This window comes from Dactylosporangium fulvum (assembly GCF_025137375.1).
GTDB lineage: Bacteria > Actinomycetota > Actinomycetes > Mycobacteriales > Micromonosporaceae > Dactylosporangium > Dactylosporangium fulvum.
In genome coordinates, this window is the sequence record NZ_CP073720.1 from 2,986,834 (window position 1) to 3,009,060 (window position 22,227).

Annotated in this window: 15 protein-coding genes and 1 pseudogene; 7 read left to right on the plus strand and 9 right to left on the minus strand. The window is 73.2% G+C overall.

Features of this window, described 5'->3' with window-relative positions; genetic code table 11:
* Positions 1-29: 29 nt before the first annotated feature.
* The 4 genes from Dfulv_RS13790 to Dfulv_RS13805 form a co-directional block, all read right to left on the minus strand.
* Positions 30-1,988 (minus strand): sensor histidine kinase, encoded by a 1,959-nt coding sequence (locus tag Dfulv_RS13790; RefSeq protein WP_259863318.1) that lies wholly within the window; start codon positions 1,986-1,988, stop codon positions 30-32.
* Between the two features lie 153 nt (positions 1,989-2,141).
* Positions 2,142-2,531 carry a response regulator gene (locus Dfulv_RS13795; protein ID WP_259863319.1) on the minus strand — a complete coding sequence of 130 codons (390 nt, stop codon included), beginning with the start codon at positions 2,529-2,531 and terminating at the stop codon, positions 2,142-2,144.
* 131 nt (positions 2,532-2,662) lie between these two features.
* Entirely contained in the window at positions 2,663-3,643 is a 981-nt protein-coding gene (locus Dfulv_RS13800) for an AraC family transcriptional regulator (RefSeq protein ID WP_259863320.1), read from the minus strand.
* Between the two features lie 36 nt (positions 3,644-3,679).
* On the minus strand, positions 3,680-5,680 hold the full coding sequence (locus tag Dfulv_RS13805; protein WP_259863321.1) for a CocE/NonD family hydrolase: 2,001 nt from the start codon (positions 5,678-5,680) through the stop codon (positions 3,680-3,682).
* A 178-nt stretch (positions 5,681-5,858) separates the two neighbouring features.
* Here Dfulv_RS13805 and Dfulv_RS13810 point away from each other — a divergent pair, with 178 nt between their 5' ends.
* The 6 genes from Dfulv_RS13810 to Dfulv_RS13835 are packed head-to-tail and all read left to right on the plus strand — an operon-like array spanning position 5,859 to position 14,035.
* Positions 5,859-7,406 (plus strand): ABC transporter substrate-binding protein, encoded by a 1,548-nt coding sequence (locus tag Dfulv_RS13810; protein ID WP_259863323.1) that lies wholly within the window; start codon positions 5,859-5,861, stop codon positions 7,404-7,406.
* A 23-nt stretch (positions 7,407-7,429) separates the two neighbouring features.
* A complete protein-coding gene (locus Dfulv_RS13815) occupies positions 7,430-8,380 on the plus strand; it encodes an ABC transporter permease (protein ID WP_259863324.1) in 951 nt (316 codons plus the stop codon).
* Complete coding sequence (locus Dfulv_RS13820; protein ID WP_259863326.1) at positions 8,377-10,314, plus strand: dipeptide/oligopeptide/nickel ABC transporter permease/ATP-binding protein; 1,938 nt, start codon at positions 8,377-8,379, stop codon at positions 10,312-10,314. The genes Dfulv_RS13815 and Dfulv_RS13820 overlap by 4 nt, the downstream gene beginning before the upstream one ends.
* Positions 10,311-11,195: an ATP-binding cassette domain-containing protein gene (locus Dfulv_RS13825; RefSeq protein WP_259863328.1), complete on the plus strand. Its 885-nt coding sequence runs from the start codon at positions 10,311-10,313 to the stop codon at positions 11,193-11,195. The genes Dfulv_RS13820 and Dfulv_RS13825 overlap by 4 nt, the downstream gene beginning before the upstream one ends.
* Complete coding sequence (locus Dfulv_RS13830) at positions 11,188-12,189, plus strand: LacI family DNA-binding transcriptional regulator (protein WP_259863329.1); 1,002 nt, start codon at positions 11,188-11,190, stop codon at positions 12,187-12,189. The genes Dfulv_RS13825 and Dfulv_RS13830 overlap by 8 nt, the downstream gene beginning before the upstream one ends.
* A 4-nt stretch (positions 12,190-12,193) precedes the next feature.
* Positions 12,194-14,035, plus strand: coding sequence for a CocE/NonD family hydrolase (locus Dfulv_RS13835; protein ID WP_259863331.1), 1,842 nt, complete (start codon positions 12,194-12,196; stop codon positions 14,033-14,035).
* A gap of 216 nt (positions 14,036-14,251) precedes the next feature.
* On the opposite strand, the pseudogene Dfulv_RS13840 reads toward Dfulv_RS13835, so the two are convergent.
* From Dfulv_RS13840 to Dfulv_RS13860, 5 genes and pseudogenes are all read right to left on the minus strand, one after another.
* Positions 14,252-15,199, minus strand: a pseudogene (locus Dfulv_RS13840) (MFS transporter); the annotation flags it as partial.
* A gap of 89 nt (positions 15,200-15,288) precedes the next feature.
* Positions 15,289-16,632: a condensation domain-containing protein gene (locus tag Dfulv_RS13845; RefSeq protein ID WP_259863332.1), complete on the minus strand. Its 1,344-nt coding sequence runs from the start codon at positions 16,630-16,632 to the stop codon at positions 15,289-15,291.
* A gap of 30 nt (positions 16,633-16,662) precedes the next feature.
* On the minus strand, positions 16,663-17,967 hold the full coding sequence (locus Dfulv_RS13850) for a condensation domain-containing protein (RefSeq protein WP_259863333.1): 1,305 nt from the start codon (positions 17,965-17,967) through the stop codon (positions 16,663-16,665).
* Complete coding sequence (locus Dfulv_RS13855; protein WP_259863334.1) at positions 17,964-19,721, minus strand: AMP-binding protein; 1,758 nt, start codon at positions 19,719-19,721, stop codon at positions 17,964-17,966. Before Dfulv_RS13855 ends, Dfulv_RS13850 begins: the two co-directional genes overlap by 4 nt.
* A 407-nt stretch (positions 19,722-20,128) precedes the next feature.
* Positions 20,129-20,872, minus strand: coding sequence for a TetR/AcrR family transcriptional regulator (locus Dfulv_RS13860; RefSeq protein ID WP_259863335.1), 744 nt, complete (start codon positions 20,870-20,872; stop codon positions 20,129-20,131).
* A gap of 105 nt (positions 20,873-20,977) precedes the next feature.
* On the opposite strand from Dfulv_RS13860, the gene Dfulv_RS13865 reads away from it, so the two are divergent.
* Positions 20,978-22,222 (plus strand): DUF418 domain-containing protein, encoded by a 1,245-nt coding sequence (locus Dfulv_RS13865; RefSeq protein ID WP_259863336.1) that lies wholly within the window; start codon positions 20,978-20,980, stop codon positions 22,220-22,222.
* The last annotated feature ends 5 nt before the right edge of the window (positions 22,223-22,227 follow it).

Sequence of the window (22,227 nt, forward strand, 5' to 3'; positions counted from 1 at the left end):
CGGGACGGCACCGTCGACGGAGGTCCGGTTCACCGCTGTGCCGGCACGTGTGGAAGTTCGGCCGTCTGCGCGTCGGTCGGGGTCGGGATGGTGACGAGCAACGAGGTGCCGACGTTGAGCGGGCTCGTGATGGCCAGGTGTCCGCCGAGGGCTTCGACGCGGTCCCGGAGACCGGTGAGCCCGGAACCTCGGGACGGGTCGGCACCGCCGACGCCGTCGTCGTGGATGGCGAGCTGGAGCATGTCGGACTGGGTGGTGACGCTGACGTCCACCACCGACGCCTGCGAGTGCTTGGCCGCGTTCGTCAGTGATTCCGACACGACGTAATAGGCGGCGACCTCCACCGGTGTGGGTGGTCGGTGGTCGGTGTGGATGTGCAGTTCGACCGGGATCGCGGATCGGCGGGCGAGCGCTTTGAGCGCCGGCGCGAGGCCACCGGCACCGAGGATTGCCGGATGAATGCCACGTGCCAGTTCCCGCAGGTCTGTCACGACGGCGGTGAGGCTCGTCGCCGCGTGGGCCATGTGTGCCCGCAACTGCTCGGGTGGCATGTCGATGTCCTCGGCGGCGCGCAGTTCGAGGCTGATGGCGATGAGATGTTGTTGTGCGCCGTCGTGCAGGTCACGTTCGATGCGCTGGCGTGCCTCGTCGGCGGCGGTGGCGATCCGGGCGCGGGAGGCGATGAGCTGGGCGCGGCTGTCGGCGTTGGCGATCGCGGTGGCGGCGAGGTCGGTGAAGTCCGTGATGCGTGCCTCCGCGTCCTGCGGCAGTGGCTCAGCCTGCGCGGAGGTGACGGCGAGGGTGCCCCACAGACGGTTCTCGACGACGATCGGCACCGCGACCGCCGCCTGGATGCCCAACGTACGTCTGCATGCGTTGCCGGGGACGGTGTCGTCGGCGTACGAGTCGGTCCGGGCGGCTCGGCCGGTGCGCCGCACCAGGTCGGTGACGCTGCTGTTCCCGACGTGTCCGTTCGCGCGCGCCGTCGTCCTCCAGCGGTTGCCGGGCAGCGCCATCAGGCCGGGCTGGTTGGTCGAGATGATCGTGACCGTGCCGTCGGGCTCGTAGTGCAGCAAGGTCGTATGGCGGTTGTCCAGGAGCCTGCTGACCTCCGTGGTGACCGCATGGAAGACGTCGGCCGGACTGACGGCGCGCGCCACGAGGGTCGCCACCCGCTGCAATGCGGCTTGCTGGGCCGCTCGCTGTTGGAGTTCCTCCCCTCGTGCGGCGAGGGTGTTGACCATGGCCCCGCGTTCGCGTGCGGCGTGCAGCAGTGACACGAGCGGCGGGACCACCCGCTGCCGCAGACGGTCCACCTGCCGGTCCGACACGCCGGCGGGCACGCGGAGCGTCCCCAGCAAGGTGCCGTCGTGGTGGAGCGGGAATGCGGTTATCCGGCCGTCCTCAAGGACGATCTCGCCGGCGGCGGATTCGTCGGGAAGCATCCGGTCCGGATCGGGGTCTTCAGCGCCGGGCGACCTGGGCGCCGGTTCGATCACCGCCGTGGGCAGGTTCAAGGCTTGCGTGATCTTCCGGGACACCGTGGGCAGCGCCGCGGTGACGTCGTCGGTGTCGAGCAGCAGGCGGGCCATGTCCGCGGTGAGGTCGGACTCCTGGGCCTGTTCGGCCCGTCTTCGGGACTGGTTCGCCAGCGCGCTGACCACCACCGCCACGGTGACGAAGACCACGAGTGGCGTCACGTCCCGGACGTCGGAGTCGGTGAGGTTGCTGATGGGCCTGACGTAGAAGGACACGAACGCGACGACACTCACCAACGCTGTGGCCACCCCCAGCCACAGTCCCCAGACGATCGAGACCAACACGACCCCGAGCAGGTAGATCACGCTCGGGGTCGACTCTTTGGTGAATTCGTGGAGCGGGTAGGTGAGCAGACTCTCCACCACGATGAAGAGGAGGGCGACCGCGGTTCCCAACCACGGGGACGGTGGCGTCGGCCGCACCAGCATCGACAACGGGCTCGCGCGCATAATGCCACTTTAGTCCGATTCCAAACTGGAGACTCCGCGGTGCTGCGGCGGCCACGCGTCGCGGGCGCGGCCTTGTTCAAGCGGCCTTGTTCAAGGGGCCGGCCCATCTCCCCGGCCCGCCGCCACCCGGCCGACCTCGTCGTGTCACGACGCCTACGTGGGCCTGCCGTCACCCGTGCCGTGCAAAGCGCCACGGATCGTCTGGGCCGACAGCTCCGCCTTGTCCACGAACGCCACGGCGGGACTCTCGTGGAGCAGATCGACCATCTCGTCCCGGGAATGGCTGGAGATCAGGATGACCTGGACCGCCAAACTGTGGGCCCGGGCGATCGCCTCGATGCGTTCGGCCAACGCGAAGCCGCTCTCCGCACCCAGGTAGACGTCCACCAGGACGACGTCCGGCTGGAGGGCATTGATGTCGGCAATCGCCTGCGCGCTGTCGTGCGCCACCCCGACGATGTTGATCCCTTGACTGGTCAGCGCCCGTTCGGCGGCCGCGAGGAACGCGGTCGAGTCGTCAACGATGAGACATCGAATGACCATGACCCCAGCCTCCCGGCCGAACCAGCAAGGCTCCCGCGGACTCCACACCAACCACCACCAACCGTAACGCGTGCGCAAGAAGGGACGCATGCTTTGCCCGACGGCACTTCGCGGCACACACGGCCGGGTGATCAGCCGGAGGCCCGCAGCGTGTCCGAGGGGGATTCGCCGTAGCGGGCCCGGTAGTACTGGGCGAACCGGCCGAGGTGGGCGAAGCCCCAGCGGTGCGCGATGTCGGCGACGGTCGTGGTCGCCGGCGTGGTGGCGAGCAGGTCGGCCCGCACCCGGTTGAGGCGGGCGCCGCGCAGGAACTGCATCGGTGAGGCGTGGACGTACTGCCGGAAGCCGTCCTGGAGGGCGCGTGCGCCGACCCCGACGTCGCGGGCGAGGGAGACGGCGGTGTAGCTGTGCTCCGGCCGGTCCTCCAGCAGCCGTACGGCGGCGCGGACGTGCCAGGGCGTGGACTCCGGCAGTTCGTCCCGCAGCAGCGCCGAGTAGCTGTGCGGCTGGGACAGTAGTAGCCCGCGCAGCAGGAGCCGCTCGGCGTGCGTCACCACCCGCGGGTGTTCCAGCAGCCCGCTGCCGGCGTTGAGCTCCTCGGTGAACGACGTGGCGATCGCGAACCAGGACCGCACGCGCTCGCTGGCGAGGTCCATCACCGGCTCGAACCGCAGCGGCTGCTCGACCGGACCGTCGATGAGCGACTCCAGCTCGTCCTCCAGTGCCCGCCGCTCGATGCGGAAGGCCAGCGTCGCGCAGTCGTGGCTCCACGTCATCGCCACCCGCCCGGACGCGGAGGTGACCGACGCCTGGCCGGTGGTGCAGACGAACTCGGTGTCGCTGACCTGCATCCGCAGGCTGCCGGAGACCGGCATCTGGATCCACACCGACGTCGCGGTGTGGTCGTACGAGGAGCGGACCTCGCAGCCGTACGCCAGATACAGCGCGACGATGTGCGGCAGCCGCACGGCGTGCAGGCGCGCGTTGAGCCGCAGGTCTTCGGTGTTGCCTTCGAGCCGGTGCGCCGGCAGCTCGCGGGCGAATTGGCCGCTCACGTCGTCGCTGTCGGTGGAGCAGACGACGACGTGCCGGTCCAGTGGCAATTCGGGCATCGGGTTCGAGGCTGCCACGACGGCCGATACTCATGGTTACCTAGCGGTTACGGCTGACGAACATACCCGGCTCTCCTCGCGGGTGAGCTCGGCCGTCCACGTCTCCTCGAAGACGGTGAACGCACCGATCCGCACGACGCCGTGTGCGTGCAGCGTGTCCTGCGTGCACCGCACGGAGGCGCTCGCCCAGACCCGCTCGTCGGTCGTCAGCCACACCTCCGCCGTGTGGGTGCCGCTGGTCACCACGGCCTGCGGGGAACCGCCCGGCAGGTGCGCCCGCACCAGGCTGGTGAGGCGGTAGACGTGCCCGTCCGCGCTGACCGTGTGCGGCACCTCGCCGGCGACGGTCACCGTTGTGGTCCCGCCGGTGTGGTCCCGCTCGACCCGCCAGCCGGGCGGCGCGGCGGCACCGGGGCGGGCCGGTGCGTCCGCCGCCCGGGCCGGCAGGTCCACCGCCGTGCCGGCCTGCTCGTCGGCGACCGGGAGGACCAGCCGCAGCCCGGCGACCCGGATGACGCCGCCGCCGGACAGCGGCGTGAGCCGCGGGAAGTCGGCGTCGCCGAGCGCGATCCGCAGCCGGGTGCCGGCCGGCACCCGGTGGTGGACCGGCCGCAACAGGATCCGGTGCTCCTCGGCGGCGGAGTCCGGCCGCAGGGTGCCGGTGCTGATCAGCGTCGAACGGCCGCTCGGCTCCACGCCGCACAGGCGTACGACGAGGCGGGCCGGTGGCACGACACGGCCGTCCTCGTCCGGTGCGAGCCGGACGAAGATCTCCGGCCGCCCGGCGAGCAGCAGGTCGGCGTCGGTCGGCTCGCCGGTGGCGCACAGCGAACGCAGGTCGTCGTCGTGCTGGTCCTGCGGCGGGCAGGACTCGCCCAGGCCCAGCCCGGGAAGGCCCCGCAGCGTGCCGACGCTGGGGTCCGGCACATGCGTCCCGGGCGGCCGGCAGTGGACGTCCGGCACCGCCTGCGTCAGCGTGCCGCCGTCGGCGGCGAGCACGACACGGCGGCCGGGCGGGGGCCACTCGGCATACCCGCGCCACTGCGGCACCGGGCCGTCGAGGTGCAGGACGACCGGTGGCGGCACCGTGGCGTCGTTCGGCACGCCGCGCAGCCAGTGATCCCACCACTGCGCCATGAGCGCGAGGAAGTCGACGGGGTGGTGCGCCGAGTCCTGCGGCATGACGTGCCCCCACGGGCCCATCACCAGCCGCTTCGGCCCGCGGATGCGCTCGTAGGCGTCGATGACCGCGTGGGTGAAGCCGTCGCGCCACCCGCCGGCGCAGAGCACGGGAACCACGATGCGGCTGCCGTCGATCGCCCGCTCGGCCCAGACGGGGTCGTCGGCGGGGGACCGGGCGTAGTCCAGGGCCATCGGCCGCTGGGTGCGCAGCCGCGCCCGCCAGCGGCGCTGCGCGCCGGGATCCGCGTAGCCGGCCAGCGGCGGCAGGAGCTGCTGCAGCAGCATCGCGCTGCCGCGGTTGGCCAGGGCGTGCAGGTCGCCGCGGGAGCCGTCGGGGTGGATGCTGTCGCGGCCCGCGTCGAGGCCGTGCGCGACGGCGACGGCTGCCCGCAGGTGCGGCGGACGCCGGCTGGCCACGCGCAGTGTCGTGTTCGCCGCGTACGACATCCCCCAGGCGCCGACCGCGCCCGTGCACCAGGGCTGGGCCGCGATCCAGTCGATGGCCGCGATGGCGTCGTCGCCCTCGTCGCGGTCGAACTCGGGGCGCCGCTGCCCGTCGGAGGCGCCGATCCCGCGGTGGTCGACGACGAGGCTCGCATACCCGTGCTCGGCGAACCACCGCGCCGGGCCGGCGTAGATGCCGCCGGCGAGGAAGTCCTTGCGGTACGGCTGCACGGTGACCAGGCCGGGCACCGGCCGTCCGGTCACCGGGCGATAGAGATCCGCCGAGAGCGTCACGGCGGGATCGGCGGTGGGGAGCCGGACGTCGCGGTAGACCCGCGTGCGGAAGCCGGCGCCGGCGCCGGCCGGCTCGTCCGGCGCGCCGTCCTGATCCGGGAACACGTCCAGGGACACATCGACCTCCATGACCTCGTGGCCGGGGACCTCACAATAGCGCTGCGAAGTGCTTCGCATGAAGGGCTTGACATCTCTTTGGTGGTCGTTGTTACCTGAGCATTGCGCCGAGGTAACACACCCCACTCACACCCCCACTCACAGGCTTGCGAAACGGCAGCTGCCTGAAGGAGGAGCCGTGCGCACGTGCCGCAGGACCATCGGCAGGGGACTGCTCACCCTGTCGCTCATCGCCGCGTTATCGGCCACCGGCTGCGGGTCGGCACCGGAGACGAAATCCGCCGTCGGCGACACGCTGACCGTCGTCACCGCCTCGCCGCCGCAGACCCTCGATCCCGCGAAGACCCCCCAGAACAACAGCTGGCTGGAGAACCTCGCCTACGAGCCGCTGATCGTGCGCAAGTCCGACGGCACGCTCACGCCGGGACTCGCCGAGTCGTGGTCGTACCAGGGCGCGGACAACACGACGTTTGTGCTCAAGCTCCGCGACGGCGTGACGTTCTCCGACGGCTCGAAGCTCACCGCCCAGAACGTCGTCGACCATCTCAAGTACGTCGTCAGCTCGGCCGGTCAGATGGCACCGCTGCTCGCCGGCTGCACCTTCACCGCGACCGACCCCCGCACGGTCACCGTCGTGGCGCCGGCGCCGAACCCCGACTTCCCCGTCATGCTGACCCAGGACTACATCATCGGCGGCGTCATCGGCGGCGGCGGGCTGGCGAACCCGGCCGCGCTCGGCACCACGACCGTCGGCGCGGGGCCGTACATGCTGGACACGCAGCAGACCGTCGCCGGGGACCACTACACGTACGTACCGAACCCGCACTACTACAACGCCCCGGCGGTGCGCTGGCGCAAGGTGGTGATCCGGGTCATCACCACACCGCAGGCCGTGCTCAACGCGCTCAAGACCGGCCAGGCCGACGTCGCGGTCGGCGACCCGTCCACCGTCGCGGCCGCGAAACAGGCGGGACTCACCGTCACCTCCTCGATGTTCCTGTGGACCGGCGTGGTGCTCGCCGACCGGGCCGGCACGCTCGCCAAGCCGCTCGCCGACGTGCGTGTGCGGCAGGCACTGAACTACGCCACCGACCGTGCCGCGATCGCGAAGGCGCTCTTCCCCGGCGCCGGCGAACCCGCGCACCAGATCACCGTCCCCGGCGGTCACGGCTACGACGAGAGCCTCGCCGGCGCCTACCCGTACCAGATCGACAAGGCCAAGAGCCTGCTCGCCGAGGCGGGCTACGCCGGCGGCTTCACGCTGACCCTCGTCACGCCCGAGTACCAGCAGCTGCACCTCATGGCCCAGGCGCTGGCGCAGCAGTGGAAGCAGATCGGGGTGGACCTGCGGGTCACCGACCACGCCAACGCCAACCAGTACGCCGCCGACGCGTTCGGCGGGAAGTTCCCCGCGTTCATGACGGCCTTCGGCCAGATCCCGATCTGGATGGAAGGGCCGTCGCTGTTCCTGCCGTCGGCGGCGTTCAACCCGCTCAAGTACACCGATCCGGCCCTCCAGTCGCTCTACGACGGGGCGGCCCGGGCCACGGGGGCGGAGAAGACCGCGGCGGACAAGAAGGTCGTGGCGTACCTGACCAACGAGGCCTGGTTCGTGCCGGTGGTGATGACCGGGCTGCCGTACTACGCCCGCAACACGGTCGGCGGCATCACGACCTCCCCGAAGCAGCCGCTGCTGTCCCTGTACGAGATCGTGCCGGCCGCCTAGCCGCGGCAGAAAGGTCGTCCGCCATGCTCCGCGCCGCGGTCCGCTGGCTCGTCTCGTCGGTGACCCTGCTCTTCGTGGTCACCGGGCTGTCCTTCGTCCTCGTCTCCCTCGCGCCCGGTGACGCCGCGACGTCCATCCTCAGCAGCCAGTCGGGCACCTACACCCCCGAGCAGTACGCCCGGACCCGCGAACTGCTCGGCATCGACGAGCCGCTGCACGTGCGGTACTGGCACTGGCTGCGCGACCTGTTCCACGGCAGCCTGGGGCAGGACCTGTTCAGCGGCCAGCCGGTCGCCGAGATCGTCGGCAGCCGGCTGCTGCCCAGCCTCGCCGTCATCGCCGGCACGGTCGTCGTCTCCGCCGTCGTCGGCACCTGGCTCGGTGTCGCCGGCGCGCGACGCAGCGGCCCCCTGGGCAAGCTGGTGGACGCGGCGTCGCTGGTCGGTCTCGCGGTGCCGAGCTTCTGGCTGGCGCTGCTCATGGTGGAGCTGTTCGCGGTACGCCTGGCCTGGCTGCCCTCCGGCGGCTACGTCGATCCCGGCCGCGACCCGGCCGGCTGGCTGCGCAGCATCATCCTGCCGGTGCTGACGCTGTCCGCCGGTGCGATCGCCTTCGTCGCCAAGCAGACCCGCGACTCGATGGCCACGGTGCTGGACAAGGAGTTCGTCACGATGCTGCGGGCACGGGGCCTGCCGATCCGCTCGATCCTCTACAAGCACGCGCTGCGCAACGCCGCGATCCCGGTGGTCACGATGCTGGGCCTGCTGTTCGTCAACCTCCTCAGCGGCGCGGTCCTGATCGAGGGCATCTTCGCCGTGCCGGGCCTCGGCCAGCAGGCGGTGACCGCGAGCGGCAGCCACAACCTTCCGGTGATCACCGGGGTGGCCTTCTGCTTCACCGTTGTCGTCGTCACCGTCAACCTGCTGGTGGACCTGGCGTACCGCTGGCTCGACCCGAAGGTGCGTGCCGTATGACCATGTCCCTGGCCGTCACCGACACACAGCCGGTCGACCGGCTGCCCCGGCGGCCGCGCTGGCGGCGGCTGCTGCGCCCCGGTCCGGGGCTCGTCGCGGGAGTCTTCCTGCTCTGCCTGGCCGTCGCCACGACGGGCGCCCGATGGCTGGCCCCGGCCGACCCGGAGGAGCAGGACCTGGGCGCGGCACTGGCCGGGCCGAGCGGCGCGCACTGGCTCGGCACCGACCGGCTGGGCCGTGACGTGCTGAGCCGGCTGCTGCACGGCGGTCAGGTCACGCTCGTCAGCGTGGTCGAGGCGGTCGCGGTGTTCGTCGTGCTCGGCGTGACGCTCGGCGTGACGGCCGGATACCTGGGCGGCTGGGCCGACCGCGCGATCTCGTGGCTGGCCGACCTGCTGCTCGCCCTGCCGGGCATCATCATGCTGCTGATGGTGCTCGCGGTCTTCCCGGGCAACACGGCCGCCACCATGGTCGTCCTGGGTGTCATCTCCGCCCCGATGCTGCTGCGGGTCACGCGCGGGGTCACCATGAGCGTGAAACAGGAGTTGTACGTGCGTGCCGCCCGCCTGTCCGGCCTGGGTGAGGTACGCATCATGACCCGGCACGTCCTGCCCCGGCTCACCGGCCCGATCCTCGTGCAGGTCTCGCTGTTCGCCGCCACGGCGGTGCTGGTGCAGGGAGCGCTGTCGTTCCTCGGGCTCAGCGCCCCCGAGACCGAGGGCCCGAGCTGGGGCAACATGATCGCGCAGGCGGCCCAGGTCACCAGCCAGGACCTGTGGCTCGCGATCCCCACCGGGGCGCTGCTCACGCTGACGGTCCTGGCGCTCGGCCTGTTCGGCGACGCGATCCGGGACGCCACCGCCGGCCACCGCGCGCCGGCGGCTCCGTTGCGCCCGGTGCGGTCCACCGCGCCGGCCGTCCCGCCGCGGCCGGCGGAGGGGCCCGCGCCGCTGCTGTCGGTGGACGGCCTCACCATCGGGTTCCCCGGACCGGACGGCCCGGTCACCGTCGTGCGCGACGTCAGCTTCACGGTCGCGCCGGGCGAGTGCGTCGGGGTGATCGGCGAGTCCGGTTCCGGCAAGACGATGATCGCCCGCAGCCTGCTCGGCCTGCTCCCGGCCGGCGGCGCGGTGACCGCGGGCGCCGCCACCCTCCACGCCGATTCCGGGCCGGCCGTGGAGCTGACCCGGCTCGACGAACGCGGGTTCGGCCGCGTCCGGGGCTGCCGGATCGCGCTGGTGTCGCAGGAGCCGTCGAGCAGCCTGGATCCCGCGTTCCGGGTCGGCAGCCAGGTCGCCGAGGTGATCCGCCGGCACACCCCGATGAGCCGGCGGCAGGCCGCCCGGGAGGCGATCGAGCTGCTGCGCACCGTACGGCTGCCCGAACCCGAGCGGGTCGCGCGGCGGTATCCGCACGAGCTGTCCGGCGGGATGGCCCAGCGGGTCGTCATCGCGCTCGCGCTGGCCGGCAAGCCGAGCCTGCTCGTCGCCGACGAGCCCACCACCGCGCTGGACGTCACCGTCCAGGCGGAGATCCTCGCCCTGCTGCGCGATCTGCAGCGGCGCCTCGGCATGGCGGTCATCCTGGTCACGCACGACTGGGGCGTGCTGGCCGACCTGTGTGACCGGGCGGTGGTCGTGTACGCGGGGGAGGTCGTCGAGCAGGCCGGGGTCGCGGACCTGTACACCGGCGCGCGACACCCGTACACACGGAGCCTGCTCGCCGCCGATCCGCACCTCGCGGAGGCCGGGCAGGACCTGCCGACCATCGCCGGGACCGTCCCTTCGCCCCGGCAGTGGTCACCCGGCTGCCGGTTCCGCCCACGGTGCGGCGTCGCGGTGGACGACTGCGCCATCGGGCGCATCCCGCTGACGGTCATGTCCGATGGCCGGGTGGCCCGGTGCATCCGAGCGGACGAGGTGGTGAAGCGATGAACGACACACTGCTGGAACTGCGGGGCCTGACCGTGAACTACGGCCGCGGCCGGCGCCGGATCCCGGACGCGGTCAGCGACGTCAGCCTGGCGGTAGCGCCGGGCGAGACGGTCGCGCTGGTGGGGGAGAGCGGCTCGGGCAAGTCGACGATCGGCAACGTGGTGCTAGGCCTCGTCCCGGCGACGGCCGGCACGGTCCGCTTCGACGGCGAGGACATCACGGCGGCCGGGCGGCGCCGGCGGCGCATGCTGACCCGGCACATCCAGCCGATCTTCCAGGATCCGTACGGGTCACTGAACCCGTCCCGGACCATCCGGCAGACACTGATCGAGCCGCTGCTGGCACACGGGCGTGCCGGCGCGGCGGCCGGCGAGCGGATCGCCGAGGTCCTGGACCGGGTCGGCCTGCCGGCGGACGCCACCGACCGGTACCCCGACGAGTTCTCCGGCGGCCAGCGCCAGCGCATCGCGATCGCCCGGGCCCTCGTCGCCGGGCCGCGCCTGATCGTGTGCGACGAGCCCACCAGCGCCCTGGACCTCTCGATCCAGGCGCAGGTGCTCAACCTGCTGCGGCGACTGCAGCGTGAGTCCGGCATCGGGTACCTCTTCATCACCCACGACCTGGCGCTCATCCGGCACGTCGCCGACCGGGTGGTCGTGCTCTACCGTGGCCGGGTGATGGAAACCGGCCCGGCGGCTCGCGTGACCGGAGAGCCGCAACACCCCTACACGCAGGCGCTGCTCGCCGCGGCGCCCGTGCCCGACCCGGTCGAGCAGCGCCGCCGCCGTGCGGCGGCACGGTCACTGCCGCCGGTCACGACAGCGGCCGCGCCGGACGGCAGCCCCGAGCGCTCCGGACAGGGGGAACACAGCCGTGTCTGACGCCGTCACGATCTACGACGTGGCCGCCCACGCGAAGGTGAGCATCTCCACCGTCTCGCAGACGATCAACCGGCCCAACCGGGTGAACGCCAAGACGCGCGATCGGGTCCTACGCGCGATCGAGGAGTTGCAGTACGTCCCCAAGGGTGTCGCGGTGAGCCAGGCCCGGCGCGGTGTCGGCCGCATCGGCGTGCTCGCCCCGTTCACCTCCTACGACTCGTTCCGCCGCCGGCTCATGGGCGTGCTGGCCGAGTCGGACGGCACGAACCGCGACGTGGTGGTCTACGACCACGAGTCGGCCGCGGCCAGCGTGTCGCCGCTGCTGCGCACGCTGCCGGTCACGGGGCGGCTCGACGGCCTGCTCATCATGGGCCTGCCGCTCGACGACGCGCTCGCCGAGCATTTGACCGGACGGGGGCTGCCGACGGTGCTCGTGGACAGCTCCCGGCCGGAGCTGTCCACCGTCACCATCGACGACGAGGAGGGCGGCGCGATGCTGGCCCGGCACCTGCTGCAACGCGGCCACACGTCGTTCGCGTTCCTCCAGGAGCCGCAGGAGTCCCACGCGTTCCTCTCCCAGGGCCAGCGGCGCAACCGCGGCTTCCTGCGGGTCCTCGCCGACGCCGGCATCAACGCCGCCGAGGTGCCGACGGTTCTCACCGGCAACGACATCGTGAGCAGCCGCAAGGCACTCCGCGACGTGCTCGCGCTCCGGCCGGCGCCGACCGCCGTCTTCGCCCATCACGACCTGCTCGCCGCCGGCCTGGTGCTGGAGGCCCGCAGGCAGGGCCTGCGCGTGCCCGACGACCTCGCCGTCGCGGGCTTCGACGACGGCAGCGTCGCCGAGGCGGCCGGCCTGACGACGGTGAGCCAGCCGTTCGAGGAGTCCGGCCGGATCGGCACCCGGCTGCTGGCGGAGCGCATCGCGGACCCGTCGGCACCGGTGCAGCACGTCATGCTGGGCCTGCGCCTGATCGTTCGCGACTCGAGCTGACACGATGATGAGCCCACAGCAGTACGAGGTCGTGGTGCGCCACGACGTCCGGGTGCCCACGGCGACGCCCGGGGTGACGCTGTCCGCGGACCTGTTCCTGCCCCGGGCCGGCGGACCCACCCCGGTGGTGGTGTGCCTCCTGCCGTACCGGAAGGACGCACTCGGCGGCGTCGGGGTCCGCGCCGCGATGCACGAGTTCGCCGCCGCCGGCATCGCCTGCGTGCTCGCCGACCCGCTCGGGCTCGGCTCGTCCGACGGTGTCGCCCGGCCGCCGTTCGACCCTGCCGAGGCCGACGACGGCGCCGACCTCGTCCGCTGGGCCGCCGGGCAGCCCTGGTCCACCGGCGCGGTCGGCATGTGGGGGTATTCCTACGGCGCCCTCCTCGCACTGCGGACGGCGAGCCGCCGCCCGCCCGGGCTGCGAGCGGTGGTGTCCGTGCTGGGCATGCTCGACCCGGAGCGGGACTTCGTGCATCCGGGCGGGGCTCCCGGCTGTTTCACGGCCCTCGCGAGTTGGGGCCTGACCACACTGCACAACCTGGTGCTGCCGCCGCTCGGGGACTTCCACGCCGCGGACGAGCAGCGGCGCTGGCGGCGGCGGGTCGCGACCGCCGAGCCGTATCTCACCGACCTGTACCGTCACCCGGCCGGCGACCCGCGGTGGCGTGACCGGGTGGTCGACGCCACCGCGATCACCGTGCCGGTGCTGTGCGTGGCGGGATGGCGCGACATGTTCTGCGACGGGTCGCTGCGCACCTTCGAGCGGCTCGGCGGCGCACGGAAGCTCCTGGTCGGCCCGTGGTCGCACACGATCCCGGACGAGGCCGTCCCGGTGGCGGTGCGCTGGTGGCGGCGGTGGCTGGCCGGCGAGGCGAACGGCGTGGACACCGAACCGCCGGTGACGCTCCACGTCCCCGGCACCGACCTTCCCGGTGCCGGCTGGCGCGACTTCGACACCTGGCCGCCGGAAGGCGTGCCGCAGGAGGTCATGCCGGTCGCGGCCGGGGCCGGGGCGGCCGCCGCGCCGGACGCGACCGTGGGCGTCCTCAGCGGCACGTGGGGCATCCCGGCCGGCGATGCCGGACGCGTCCTCGACCAGCACGACGACGACACCCGTGCGGTCACCGTCACGGGAGAGCCGGTCCGTGAACCGCTGCTCCTGCTCGGCCGGCCGGTGGTCACGCTCGACCTGACCTGGTCGGCGGTGCGGCGGGTCGTGGTCAAGCTGACCGACGTGGACCCCGCCGGCCGGTCGGTCCTGATCACCGGCGGAATTCTGGCCGACGTGCCGGCCGACCGGTCGGCGCTGCGGGTCACGCTGGACCCCGCCTGCCACGAGCTGCCGCCCGGTCACGCGCTGCGCGTCGTGGTGAGCGAGAGCACATTCCCGCGGCTCTGGCCGGCACGCGACGGCGGGACGCTGCGGGTCGGCCGCGTCGGCCTCACGGTGCCGGTGGCGCCCGCCGGTGCCGGCAAGCCGGTGTCGGTGCCGGCCCCGGCGCGTCCCGGCGCCGGGACGCCGTGGCTGGCGCACCGCCCGCTGTGGGAGATCACCCGCGAGCCGGCACGGGACCGGGTGACCGTGATGCTGGGCGACGAGACCAGCGCGGTCCTGCCGAGCGGCGGTGTGCGGGTGGACGCCGCCAACCGCGTCTCGGCCGGCACGGACCGGGAGGCGTCAGCCGTGACGCGGGTCGAGGGCACGGCCGACACGACCGCCGTGCTGTCCACCGGCGAGCGGGTCCGCACGACCGTCCGGCTGCGGCTGACCCCGGAGGCCGGCAGCGCCGACGCCCGGGTCACCGTCGACGGGGCGGAGGTCCTGCGCCACCGGTGGGATTTCTGACCGGGCCGCCGGATCCCGGATCCGGGCGCAGAGCACCGCCGCGGCGACCGCCGCCAGCGCGGCCCCGGTGAAGAACACCCGGTACCCCGGGATCGTCCCGGCGCCGGCGGGCGCGGCCCCGGCCGTCGCGACCGCGAGCGCGGCCAGCACGGCAAGACCCGCCCCGCCGCCGAGCTGGCCCGCCGTCTGATAGCCGGCGGTGGCCAGCCCGGCCCGTCGCGGCACCGCCGTGGCCGCCAGCGTCACCGGCACCGACTGCGCGCCGAAGCCGAACGCCAGCACGCCGAGGGCCGCGACCGGCCACACCGCGGGTGCCTGCGCGGTCATCGGGACCAGGGCCAGGATGCCCCCGGCCGTGACCGTCGAGCCGGCCACGGCGAGGCGCCACGGCGCGACCCGCCGCAGCAGCGGTGGCGCCGCCGCCGAGCCGGCCACGATCCCCAGGCTCAGCGGCAGCAGCAACAGGCCGGCGGTGACCGCGTCGAAGCGGAGCACCTCCTGCAGCCACAGGGTGCTCGCGTAGCTCACTCCCACCAGCGCCCCGCAGGAGAGCGCCGTCGCCGCACACGCGGCCGCGACCCGCCGGGCCGGGAACGGGGACCGGTCCGGTGCCCCGGCGCCGGGCGCCGGCCCGGTGCCGGACCGCAGGAGCCGTACCGCGGCGAGCGCGGTCGCCGCGCACACCAGCGCGGGGAGCCAGAACAGCGAGGTCCAGCCGAGCAGCGCGGTGCCGAGCCCGCCGAGCACCGGGCCGATGGCCACGGCGGCGGCGCCGGCCGCACCCCACACCGCCAGCACCCGGGCCCGCTCGGCCGCGGACCGGGTCGCCGCCGTCGCCACCGCGAGTGCGGCCGGGCTGAACAGCGCCCCGCCGGCGCCCTGCACCGCCCGCCCGGCGAACAGGGCGCCGGCGTCCCCGGCGAGCCCGCACAGCACACAACCCGCGGTGAACAGCGCCATGCCGGCGACGAACGGCACCCTGGGCCCGGCCCGGTCCGCGACGAGCCCGCCGAGGAACAGGCAGCCGCCGAACACGAGGGTGTAGCTGTCGACGACCCAGGGCAGCTGCGCCGGGTCGATCCGCAGGTCGTGCCGCATCACCGGCAGCGCCACGTTGACGATCGTCGCGTCGGTGAGCACGACGAAGTTCGCCACACACGCCATGAACACGGTGGCCCGCCGCCGTCCGGCCGTCAGCGCCGTCAGCGCCGTCAGCTCCGCCGGTGCCGCCGGTGCGGTCCGGGCCGGTGTCGTCACCACCGGCCCGCCAGCGCCGCCGCGGCGACCTCGGCGAGGGCGCCGGTGAACTCGTCCGCGACCGCCGCCAGCCGGTCGTGCGGGTACAGCCCGTCGTGCCCGCACACCTCGCCGCCGAGCGCGCCGTCGGGACCGAGTCGCAGGTTGTACGACAGCGGCAGCACCTCCGGGTGGTCCTCGGTGTGGCGCGGCGACAGGCGCAGCGGATCGACCGGCCGGGCGGCGATCCGGACCGTCCGGCCACCCGGCGCGGCGAGCGTCGCGGCGAGCGGCGCGGCCGCCGGCAGGTAGTTGTACCGGGTGTCGAAGAGCCGCTGCCGGCGCACGGTCAGGTCGTCGGGGACCACCTGGCGGATCCGGCCGAGCGGGAGCTGGTGGGCGAGCGCCTCCCGGTACGCCTGGGCGACGTCGGCGACGAGCTTCCCGAAGTGCGCCGACCGGGACACGTCGACCCGCAGCGGGAGGTGGTCGAGCAGCGGGCCGACGACCCGCTGCGACCCCGGCCGGTCGCGGCCGGCGCGGGTCACGCCGATCACCTGGTCGTCGCCGGACCGCGGGCGCCGGGTCAGCAGCAGCGTGGCGAGCAGCGCGGTGTTGAGACCGCCGCCGTGGTCGGCGGCGAGACGGCGCAGCGCGTCGGCCGCGCGGGCGGGCAACGGCGCGATCGGGGCGGAGACGAACCTGCCGCCGACGGGCGGCAGCGGGGCCAGCGGCGGCAGGTCGCGCAGGCGCTCGCGCCACCACTGCTCGTGACCGGCGTCCCGCCGCCCGCGTTCCGCCGCCGTGTGGTCGCCCAGGTGCAGCGACAGCCGCGGCAGGCGTGGTGCCCGCCCCTCCGCCGCGGCCCGGTAGCAGCGGACCAGCTCGTCGTGCAGCACCCCGTGCGACCAGCCGTCGAAGATGAGGTGATGCATGAACAGCGCCAGCACCCAGCGGTCCGGACCGAGGCGCAGCAGCGAGCCGTGCCACAACGGCGGGTGCTCCAGCGCCCGGGCCCGCTGCGCCTCGGCGACGATGTGCGCGTCCGCGGCCCCGTCCGGATCCGGCGTACCGCCGAGGTCCGCGACCTTCAGGTCGACGTCGACCGACGGCTGGACGATCTGGTCCACGTCGGGATCGGTGCCGCCGGTGCGCATCCGGAACCCGGTGCGCAGCGCGGCGTGCCGGTCGGTGAGGTGGGCCAGCGCGACGCGCACCGCTTCGGCGTCGAGCGGGCCGTCGACGTCCCAGGCGATCGGCAGGCTGAAGTGCGAACGGCCCGCGACGCAGGCACGCACCCAGTCCCGCTGGTAGTAGCTGGTGGGCAGCCGCGCCGGTTCAGCCAGTGTCAGGGTCGTCACCAGTGTCTCCTTCCCACAGACGGACAGTGTTCAGAGGTCGGCCATGAGCGCGGCCACGTCGCGGTCGGGCTCGCGGGCGGCCCGCTCCAGCAGGCCGCTGAACCGCTCGGCCCACCGGCGCACCTGCGCGGACCCGTGCAGGTGGCCGTCGCCCTCCACCTCGCCGGCCAGGCGGCCGTGATCGATCCGGGGCCGGTAGGCGAGGGTCGCGTCGCCGAGCCACCACGCGTCGGGCCGTGACTTGGCGATGCCGTACGGCAGGGTCAGGTCGTCGTCGGCCGCTGCCGGTGCCGCGGGCCTTGCCGGCGGCGGCAGGAAGTTGAGGTTCACCGCGAAGACCGGCGCCTGCCTGCGGTCCAGCAGCTCCACCAGCCGGCCCAGCGGCAGCCGGTGCTCGTACGCGTCGAGCAGCGCCTCGCGGACCCGGCCGACCAGGCCGCGGAAGGTCGGCCGGCCCGTGATGTCCACCACCAGCGGCAGCTGGTCGGCCAGGCACCCCACCACCGAGCGCAGGTGCGGCTGGTCGCGGTTGCCGACCGTCAGCCCGATCACGACCCGCTCGGCCCGTGCCGTCTCGAGGTGCGCCGCGACGGTCGCCGCCGCGAGCACCGCGGTCATCGTCGTCCGCACGGTGGCGGCGAGCCGCTGCAGCGCGGTGACCACGCCGGCCGGCAGCACGGGCAGGGCCGGGCGGTCCATGAGGTGGCCGGCGGCCGGATACGGCAGGCCGAACGTGTCGTCGGCCCCGGTCAGGGCCTGCTCCCAGTACCGCCATTGGGCCGCGGTCGGTCGCGCGGCGCGCTCCTGCCGGGCGAAGTCCGCCATGTGGGTCACCGGGCGGGGCAGCCGCTCACCCCGCCACAGCCGGGCGGCCTCGTCGGCGAGCACCTGGCTGGTGCTGAGGTCGGAGATGGTGTGGTGCAGCCAGAGCACGAGGACGTGCCGGCCACCCGCGGCGTGCAGTTCGGCGCGGGCGAGCGGGCCGTCCAGGAGCCGGAACGGCCGCTCCGAGCCGGCGAGCAGCCACCGGGGGAGGAGCTCACGGACGCTGCCGTCGTGCTGCTCGTACACGAGGTCCAGCCGGCCCGTGCCGGCCACGCGCTGGCCGGGTGGCGAGCCGGGACCGGCCCCGCGGGTCAGTTCGGTGCGGAGCGCGCCGTGCCGTGCCACCAGTTCGTCGAGGAGTTGCCGCACGCGCTCGACCGGTACCGGCCCGGGCAGCGCCACGACGGACGGCACGTTCACCGCCGATTCGTCGGCGACCAGGAACGACTCCTGGCAGTACGACACCGGAGCGGTCACCGTCGGGGTCGCCGCGAACGTTCCCGTGCTCACGCGGTCCTACCTTCAAGAGCCGGAAGAACCCCGCCGCCCGCCGCGGGCGCGGCGTCCACTCGCGCGGCGAACTCCCGCAGGCTGGTGCTGTCGAGCAGGTCCCGGACCGTGACCTTGCGGCCGAGCTCCTCCGACAGCTCGCTGATCACCTCCATCGCCGCCAGGGACGCCCCGCCGAGCTGCAGGAAGTCGTCGCTCGCGGAGATCTGGTCGAGATCGAGCGCCACCGACCACAGCTCGGCGGCCCGGACCTCCGTCGGCGTCCGCGGCGGCTCGTAGGGTCGCGCACCTACGTACTGCTCCAGATCCTTGCGGAGCTGCCGCTTGTCGACCTTGCCGATCATGTTGCGCGGCATGTCGTCGACCACCACGATCCGCAGCGGTGCGGCGGCGCCCTGCCGCTCGCGGGCGAACTCCTGCAGGGCGGCGACGTCCAGGCCGGGTCGCGCCCGCACGGCGGCCATGACGCACTCGGTGAGCACGGGATGCGGCACGCCGCACACCGCGGCCTCCACGACGCCCGGGAACTCCATCAGCGACGCCTCGACGTCCAATGTGGACACGTTGAGCCCGCCGGTGTTGACGAGGTCGGGGTTGCGGTCGACCAGATAGAAGTAGCCCTCGGTGTCGACGATGCCGATGTCCCCGGTCCGGGTCCACCCGCCGTCGAGGAACACCGCCGAGTCCGCGGTCTCGCCGTCGTACCGGCGCTGCGGCGCGTCGCTGCGCAACTGGACGTCGCCGGCCACGCCGGGCGGGGCCACGCCGCCGTCCGGCAGGACGATGCGCACCTCGGAGCCCGCCGCGGGCCGGCCGAGCGAACGGGGCCGGTTACGGTCGTAGTCGGTGGCCATCCGGCGCGGCCAGCACTCGGTCGTCGAGTAGACGTTGCGGATGCGGGCCGTCGGGAAGAGTTCGGCGAGGGCCTGCAACGTGGCCGGGTGGATCGGGGCGCTGGTGGTGCGGACCTGTTCGACGCTGCTCAGGTCGTACCGCTGCCGCGCACCGGCGGAGATCAGCGCGATCGCCATCGCGGGCACGAGCACCAGGTCCGTGGGACGGTAGCGGGCGACGGCCTCGAGGACCTCCGCCGGGACGAACTGCGGCAGTGTGAGCGTGCGGTGCGGGCCGGGACCGAGGGGTTGTACGAGCAGGCCCTGGCCGACGGTCGTGCCCGGCGGCAGCGCGTGCAGCGCGGTACGCGGTCGGTGCGCCCGGGAGCGCATGAGGGGGAACAGCAGGTTCTCGTGCGTCGCGACGACACCCTTCGGTACTCCGGTGGTCCCGGACGTGTAGATGATCTCGGCGTCGTCCGTGGGCGACACCGGCACGGCGAGCGGCGTGTCCGGCTGTCCAGCGAGCAGGTCGGCCACGGTGCTCCGCTCGGCGTCGACGAGATCGCTGTCGCCGACGACGAGCACCGACCGCGACGCGTGGAAGGCCGCCGTGGCCTGCTCGCGCCCCGCGGACGGGGACACCGGCACGGCGACGGCGCCCGCCTTGAGTACACCGGCCCATGCGATGGCGTAGTCCGTCCAGTACCGGGACGAGACGTTGAGCAGGACACGGGATCCGGGCGTCACGCCGCGCGCCTGCAGCCCGCGGGCGGCGGCGTCAGAGGCGGCGTTCCACCGGCCGAAGGTGAGCTCGGCCGCTCCCGCCGTCTGGTGCGCGATCGTGTCGGGCCACTGCGTCGCGCGCAGTCGCAACTGGCCGGGAATTGTCCATTGCGCCACATCGTTGGTTTGCGTCACCGAGAATTTCTCCCGTTCAAGATTGTTGGGCGAGGCGGTGCGACAACCCGCACCACGCTAGGTGCGCGCGGCGCCGTGCGGCAATCCACAAAGCGATTCCGGTTATCCTTTTTCGGCGCCGGTCGGCGCACGTATGCCCAGGTTGTAAAGCCTGTGTTGCGGGCATATGAATGGCGCCAGATGTTGGCTGCCTGTTACTTCATCGCCCTCGGAAATTTACTTGCCGGCATTTTCGAAAATTGTTTTAAAGATCATGAATCATCGATGATGAGATCATTTCGGAGCGCCGCTCGTGGTCGTTCGGCGTGTCGCGGGAGTGCGTGTCGCGTAGGGTCCGGCGACGCGCGGACCCGTGCGCGGCGCGCCGGCGCGGGTGCCGGCGTTCGCGAGCGTGGCGGCCGACCCGGTCAGGTCCGGCGGGCGATGAGCGCCTCGACACCGTCGAGGAGCAGGTCGAGCCCGAAGTTGAAGTCGGCGTCGTCGGTCCACTCCTCGGCCGCGCCGAAGCCGCCGGCCCGCACGGCGGCGGTCAGCTCCGGATATTCCGCCGGGTCGAGTACCTGACCGAGGATGTCGCCGTAGTCGGCCAGCCCGGCGATCGAACCGTCGCCGGCGGCCGCCTCGGCGGCGCTCGTCATGCCGTGGACCAGCGTCGCCTGGCTGGCGGCATAGCTGGTGAGGCTGGTGGCGATGTTGATCCGTTCGCCGTGGCCGAGCCCGGTGCCGGCGAGCGCGGCGAGCGCGCGGTCGAGCCAGCGCAGCGCCCGGGGCCCGGCGGGCGGAGTGCGGGAGGTGAGCGCCAGCAGCCAGGGCCGGTCGAGCAGGAAGTCCCGGTTGGCCCTGGTCCAGGTGGCCAGGTAGGCCCGCCACGGTCGCCCGTCGAGGGCGGGCGGCTCGGGCGCGGCGGCGTCGGCCATCGCGACCAGAAGCTCGTCCTTGCTGCCGACGTAGCGGTAGAGGGACATCGTCGCCACGCCGACCTCGGCGGCGACGCTGCTCATCTTGACCCCCTCCAGCCCGTCGCGGTCGGCGATCGCGATCGCGGCGGCGACGATCCCGGCCACGTCGAGGCTCGGCCGGGGCCCGTGCCGGGATGCGGTCTCGCGGCCCCACATCCGCGCCACGACAGGAGGAAGTGCCCGCTCCGCCACGATGCCCTGGCTCCTTCCCGGCGACCGGTCTTGTGTTCACTGTAGATCCTTGTACTCTGTACCTCATACACTGTACTTCATACGCAGATCACGGGGAGGCTTGATGTGAGTACGCAGAGTTCCAGTCAACGTGTTCTTGATGTCGACGCGGTCCGGGGCTTCGCGCTCCTCGGGATCTTCGCCGTCAACGTCACGTTCATGGCCTCCGGCTATCCGGGGAACCTGGTGACCGACCCCGACTTCCGCTCGGGGCTGGACAACGCGGTCCGCGCGTTGTCGTCCGTCTTCATCGACATGAAGTTCTACGTGCTCTTCTCGTTCCTCTTCGGATACAGCTTCACGCTGCAGATGACGTCGGCGAGCAGGGCGGGTGCGGCCTTCTCGGCCAGGATGCTCCGCCGGATCGCCGGCCTCTTTGTCATCGGCGCCCTGCACACCGTCTTCCTGTACGGCGGTGACGTCCTCACCACGTACGCGGTGGCGTGTCTCGCCCTGCTCCTGTTGCGCAACGTCAAGGACCGCACGGCGATCCTGATCGCAGTCGGTCTCTACGCCCTCGTGCTGCTCAGCCTGCTCTCCAGTGCCCTGTTCGTCGACCGTTCGGCGTTCCTGCCGACCGAGGACCGGGCGCTGGCCAACGCTGAGCAGGCCACCCGGGCGCTGCTCGGCGGCTGGGGTCCGAACATCAGCGAGCACCTCGCCGGGCTGCCGCTGCTCGTCCTCCAGGCGGTGACCCTGCAAGGTCCGACCGCACTGGCCCTCTTCCTGCTCGGCATGGTCGCCGGCAGGCGGCAGTGGCTGGCCCGGGTGACCGGCGGTGAACCCGTGCTGCGCCGGATCCAGTGGGCCGGGCTCACCGTCGGGCTGCTCGGCGGGCTGGCCTACGCCGCCGGCGGCGGCAACGGCAACACCCTCGCCGTCGCGGCCAGTGTCGCGACCGCACCGTTGCTGGCCGCCGCGTATGTGGCGATCCTGCTGCGGCTGATGCACCACCCGCGCACGGTGGCCGTGCGCGGCGCCCTCGCCCCGGCCGGCCGGATGGCCCTCTCCAACTACCTGGGACAGTCGGTCGCCGGACTGATCGCCTTCAGCGGCATAGGCGTCGGCCTGGCCGGCACCTTCTCCCCACTCGCACTCTTCGCCTTCGTCCTGGTGGTGTTCGCCGGCCAGTTGGCGGTGAGCGCGCTGTGGCTGGCCCGGTTCCGCTACGGCCCGGTCGAGTGGGCACTGCGCTGGCTCACCAACGCCCGGCGCCCGGCCTTCGTCGCTTCCGCTCCGGAGCGCCGGCCGGCACGGCACACGGTCGCCGCCCCGGACGACGCCGCGGTCCGCGAACACGAACCGCGTTGAGGCAC

Bases quoted from the DNA above. Each gene is read 5' to 3' on its own strand.
- Dfulv_RS13800 (WP_259863320.1), bottom strand. From the start codon at position 3,643: ATGCCCGAATTGCCACTGGACCGGCACGTCGTCGTCTGCTCCACCGAC.
- Dfulv_RS13795 (WP_259863319.1), bottom strand. From the start codon at position 2,531: ATGGTCATTCGATGTCTCATCGTTGACGACTCGACCGCGTTCCTCGCG.
- Dfulv_RS13820 (WP_259863326.1), top strand. From the start codon at position 8,377: ATGACCATGTCCCTGGCCGTCACCGACACACAGCCGGTCGACCGGCTG.
- Dfulv_RS13790 (WP_259863318.1), bottom strand. From the start codon at position 1,988: ATGCGCGCGAGCCCGTTGTCGATGCTGGTGCGGCCGACGCCACCGTCC.
- Dfulv_RS13815 (WP_259863324.1), top strand. From the start codon at position 7,430: ATGCTCCGCGCCGCGGTCCGCTGGCTCGTCTCGTCGGTGACCCTGCTC.
- Dfulv_RS13835 (WP_259863331.1), top strand. From the start codon at position 12,194: ATGATGAGCCCACAGCAGTACGAGGTCGTGGTGCGCCACGACGTCCGG.
- Dfulv_RS13825 (WP_259863328.1), top strand. From the start codon at position 10,311: ATGAACGACACACTGCTGGAACTGCGGGGCCTGACCGTGAACTACGGC.